Origin of the sequence: Halarchaeum acidiphilum MH1-52-1, from assembly GCF_000474235.1 — an archaeon.
Classification (GTDB): Archaea; Halobacteriota; Halobacteria; order Halobacteriales; family Halobacteriaceae; genus Halarchaeum; species Halarchaeum acidiphilum.
The window spans coordinates 1-3,840 of record NZ_BATA01000113.1; the positions used below are offsets into that span (position 1 = coordinate 1).

4 protein-coding genes are annotated in these 3,840 nt (G+C 69.1%); 1 reads left to right on the forward strand and 3 read right to left on the reverse strand.

Translation table 11 applies throughout. From position 1 onward, the window contains the following. Positions 1 to 196: 196 nt before the first annotated feature. Positions 197 to 1,582, forward strand: a complete 1,386-nt coding sequence (locus AOZ13_RS13070) for an endo-1,4-beta-xylanase (protein ID WP_020221829.1) — start codon at positions 197 to 199, stop codon at positions 1,580 to 1,582. On the opposite strand, the gene AOZ13_RS13075 is transcribed toward AOZ13_RS13070, so the two are convergent. The 3 genes from AOZ13_RS13075 to AOZ13_RS13085 all read right to left on the reverse strand — a co-directional run. Then, the gene (locus AOZ13_RS13075) at positions 1,583 to 1,822 is read right to left on the reverse strand and encodes a hypothetical protein (protein WP_020221828.1); all 240 of its coding nucleotides are present in this window, start codon (positions 1,820 to 1,822) and stop codon (positions 1,583 to 1,585) included. Then, complete coding sequence (locus AOZ13_RS13080; RefSeq protein WP_044957669.1) at positions 1,815 to 3,149, reverse strand: phenylacetate--CoA ligase family protein; 1,335 nt, start codon at positions 3,147 to 3,149, stop codon at positions 1,815 to 1,817. The genes AOZ13_RS13075 and AOZ13_RS13080 overlap by 8 nt, the downstream gene beginning before the upstream one ends. Positions 3,150 to 3,297: 148 nt before the next feature. Beyond that, positions 3,298 to 3,840, reverse strand: a 543-nt coding sequence (locus AOZ13_RS13085; RefSeq protein ID WP_148294604.1) for a (Fe-S)-binding protein, incomplete at its 5' end; no start/stop codon positions are given.

A 3,840-nucleotide genomic window follows, 5' to 3' on the forward strand; every position in this document is an offset into this window, starting at 1 on the left:
GCGCCCTCAATTACAGCTAACGCCGGAACCCGTGGGGTTTCCCTCAGACCATGTAGAACTGTGATGATTTGTAGGAGTCCATCCTCCGAACCTCTGGCCTCTCGCATCCCTGATACGTATCGCGCTATACGGTTCATCCCATTCTCATCGGTGAACGACCACACGAACTTATCCGGCGGCCGACGCGTCCCTCGACATGGATCGGCGCCAGTTCCTCGCCGCCTCGACGGGACTCCTCGCTGGCTGTGCGGGTCACGGCGTCCCGAATCGGCCATCAACGGCGTCCGACGACGATCGCGCGACGCTCGACGACTTCCCCGCGTTCGATCCGGAGCCGACGAGCGACTGGTCGCGCCCGGAGGACCCGCCGGCGTGGGAGCGAGCGGCCGACGAACGCATCGAGCGCCACCGGCGTAGCGACGTGACCGTCGAGGTCGTCCGCGACGGCGATCCGGTCTCGGACGCCGCCGTTCGCCTCCGCCTCCAGCACCACGCCCACGACTTCTCGACGGCGTACAACGTCGCTCGCCATCGGTCGAGCGATCCCGGCAGCCCCTATCGCCGCTGGGTCCACCGGCTGTTCAACGAGGCGGTCTTCGAGAACGCCTACAAGTGGCGACAGTGGACCAGCCCCCACGAGCAGGAGCACGCCCACGCGGTCATCGACTTCCTCCACGCGCACGACGTCGAGGTCGCCGGCGCGCCCGTCGTCTGGCAGCGCGACGACACGGACGCCCTCCCGTCCGCGGTGTGGGACGCCCACGAGGCCGACGACGAGGAGCGACTGCGCTCGCTCATCGACGAGCACGTCCGCTCGCTCGTCGGCCACAACGACCGCGCGCACGACGTCACCGACTGGATCCTGCTGAACGAACAGCTCGGCCATCACGTCCTCACGGACGAGCTCTCGGATGCCCCGCCGACGCGCGCTCCCCCGCTCCGCCGGTGGTTCGATATCGCGCGCGACGCCGCGCCCGACGCGACGCTCGCCGTCAACGACTACGACGTCCTCACATGCGATCGCTCCCACCATCGCGACCGGTACGCGACGCTCGTCACCTACCTGCTCGGTGGCGACGCCCCGCCCGACGAGGTCGGGTTCCAAGCGCACGTCATGGGACCGAACGAGCGCGTCAGCGCCGCCGAGCAGCGGCGCCGGCTCGATCGGTTCGCTGATCTCGGGGACCTCGATCTCGTCGTCTCCGAGTTCGACACGCCCGGTATCGACGACGAGGAGGCCGCAGGTGACTACCTCTATCGCTTCCTCAAGACCGCGTACAGCCATCCCGCGAGCGCCGGCTTCCGACTCTGGGGGTACTGGGACGAGCAACACTGGAAGAACGACGCCCCGCTGTTCCGCGCGGACTGGTCGAAGAAACAGGGATATCACGCGTACGCGGATCTCGTCTTCGAGCAGTGGTTCACGGACGCTCGGGGGACGACCGACGACGCGGGCGAGTTCGCGACGACCGCCGATCTCGGCCGGTACGCGCTGCGCGTCGCCGACGGAACGAATGCGATCAGCGACGTCCGCGCGGTCACCGATCCGGACGGCGAGACGCGCCTCCGCGTCGAACTCTGACTACGGCTCCTCCGAGCCCTCCATCCCGTCGCCCGCGCGTTCGCGCCCGTCGCGCGCGATCCCGCCGGGAACGTTCTGTTTCACGGTCCCCACCGTCCCCTGCACGCGCTTCGCGTTCCGCTCGATCGCGGGGATGTCGTTCGCCTCGCCGTACGCCCGGAGCGCCGCCGCGGCCTCGTCGAGATCGGCCACGAGCGCGCGCAGTTCGTCGAAGTCGTGGTCGCGTGCGTCCTCAGACATGGTCCTCCCGTCGGTCGTCCAGTCGGTCGGCCTTCAACTCGGGGCGATCGAGCGACTCGTACGGCACGACGTCGACCCGGCAGGTGATGCTCGTCGTCTGCTTGAGTCGCTTTCGTAGCTCCTCGCTCGCTTCCGCGGCGGGCACGCCGGTCCCGGGGTTCTCCTCGGTGACGACGGTCACGACGTCGAGATCCCCCTTCTCGTCGTGGCCGTCGATGATCACCTCGTACTCGTCCGAGACGCCGCCGTAGGAGCGCACGACGTCCTCGATGGCGGTCGGCGCGAGCAGGACGCCGTTCACCTTCGTCAGGTCGTCGAGGCGCCCGAGGACGCCGCCCTCCGCGAAGCGGAAGGTGCGCCCGCAGTCGCAGACGTCCCGTCCGTCCCGGAGGCCGATCTCGTCTCGCAGCTCGAAGCGGATGTACGGCTGGGCGGTGCGGTTCAGCGGCGTGATGACGATCTCGCCCGTCTCTCCGGGATCGACCGGCTCGCCGTCCTCGTCGAGCACCTCGATCAGGAACTGCGCTTCGTTGAGGTGGAGTCCGACGCTCTCTCCGTCGCAGGAGAATCCCCACGCGCCGGCCTCCGTCGCGCCCGCGTGATCGTAGACCGCGGCGTCCCACGCCTCCTCGATCCGGGCTTTCGTCCCGGGCACGCTCGCGCCCGGCTCGCCCGCGCAGACGATGCGCTCGACGGCGAAATCCGACGGCTCGAAGCCCTCCTCGCGCGCGACCTCCGCGAGGCGGAGCGCGTACGTCGGCGTGCTCGCGAACGCCGTCACGTCCACCTCGCGCATCTTGCGCACGCGCTGGGCGGAGGAGAGATTCCCGCCCGGAACGACTTCGGCACCGATGCGCTCGCAGGCGTAGTGCGCCGCCCAGAACGCGACGAAGACGTTGTAGGAGAAGGGAAAGAAGACCCGGTCGTCGGGGCGGATCCCCTGCGCCCAGAGGACGCTCGCCCAGCAGTCGCTCCACCACTCCCAGTCGCCCCACGAGTCGGCCTGCCGGACCGGCTCGCCCGTCGTCCCCGACGTCTGATGGTACTCCGTGACCTCCGCCGGTCCGACGGCCAGCAGGTCGCCGTACGGGAAGGGGCCGCTCCCCTGCGCCTCCCGGAGTTCGCCCTTCTTCGTCGTCGGCACCTCCCGGACGTCCGCGTACGTCCGGATGTCGTCCGGGTCGATCCCCGCGGCGTCGAGCTTCTCGCGGTAGAACGGCGAGTGCTCGTAGACGTGCCGGACCTGTTCGCGGAACCGATCCACCTGTAACTCCCGCAGCGCCCCCCGGTCCATCGTCTCCAGCGCCGGGTTCCACATTCGGCTCATCGATGCCTCACCGCCGACGCGTTCGTGTCTCGTGCCATCGCTGTCCGTCTCCGTGTGAACGAGACACGATGATGAACAATAATCGTTTTGTTTGGTCGCCAGTTGGTGCCCGAAACGTTACGCCTGCCGGCTGACCCGGCGATCGGCCTTACGGCGAGCGGACCGATCGCGCGAGCATCTCGACGGGCGTCGGCGGGCGCTCGGCGTCCGCGTCGCGGTCGCCGAGCTGGGTGCGACAGGACGCGCCGGGCGCGACGACGCGGTCGCCGTCGCTCTCCGCCACCTGCTCGAAGAGGACGTCACCGATCGCGTCGCTCATCGACGTGTGCTCGGCCTCGTAGCCGAACGAGCCGGCCATCCCGCAACAGCCCGAATCGAGCGGGTCCACCTCGTAGCCCGCGCGGCGGAGCGCGCCGACCGCGTGGTGGTCCTTCTTCACCGACTTCTGGTGGCAGTGACCGTGGTACGTCAGCGTCTCGCTCGACTCGCGGGTGTCCATCTCCCCGACGAGCCGGTGAGTGTCGAGGTACTCCATCACGTCGTAGGTGTTCGCCGCCACGTCCTCGACGCGCTCGCCCGAGAGGAGGTCGAGGTAGTCGTGCTGGACCATTACGGCGTCCGACGGCTCGACGAGCACGACGTCCCAGCCGTCCGCGACGCGCGGGTGAAGCTCCGCGACGTTCTCCGACGC

Bases quoted from the DNA above. Each gene is read 5' to 3' on its own strand.
- AOZ13_RS13070 (WP_020221829.1), top strand. From the start codon at position 197: ATGGATCGGCGCCAGTTCCTCGCCGCCTCGACGGGACTCCTCGCTGGC.
- AOZ13_RS13075 (WP_020221828.1), bottom strand. From the start codon at position 1,822: ATGTCTGAGGACGCACGCGACCACGACTTCGACGAACTGCGCGCGCTC.
- AOZ13_RS13080 (WP_044957669.1), bottom strand. From the start codon at position 3,149: ATGAGCCGAATGTGGAACCCGGCGCTGGAGACGATGGACCGGGGGGCG.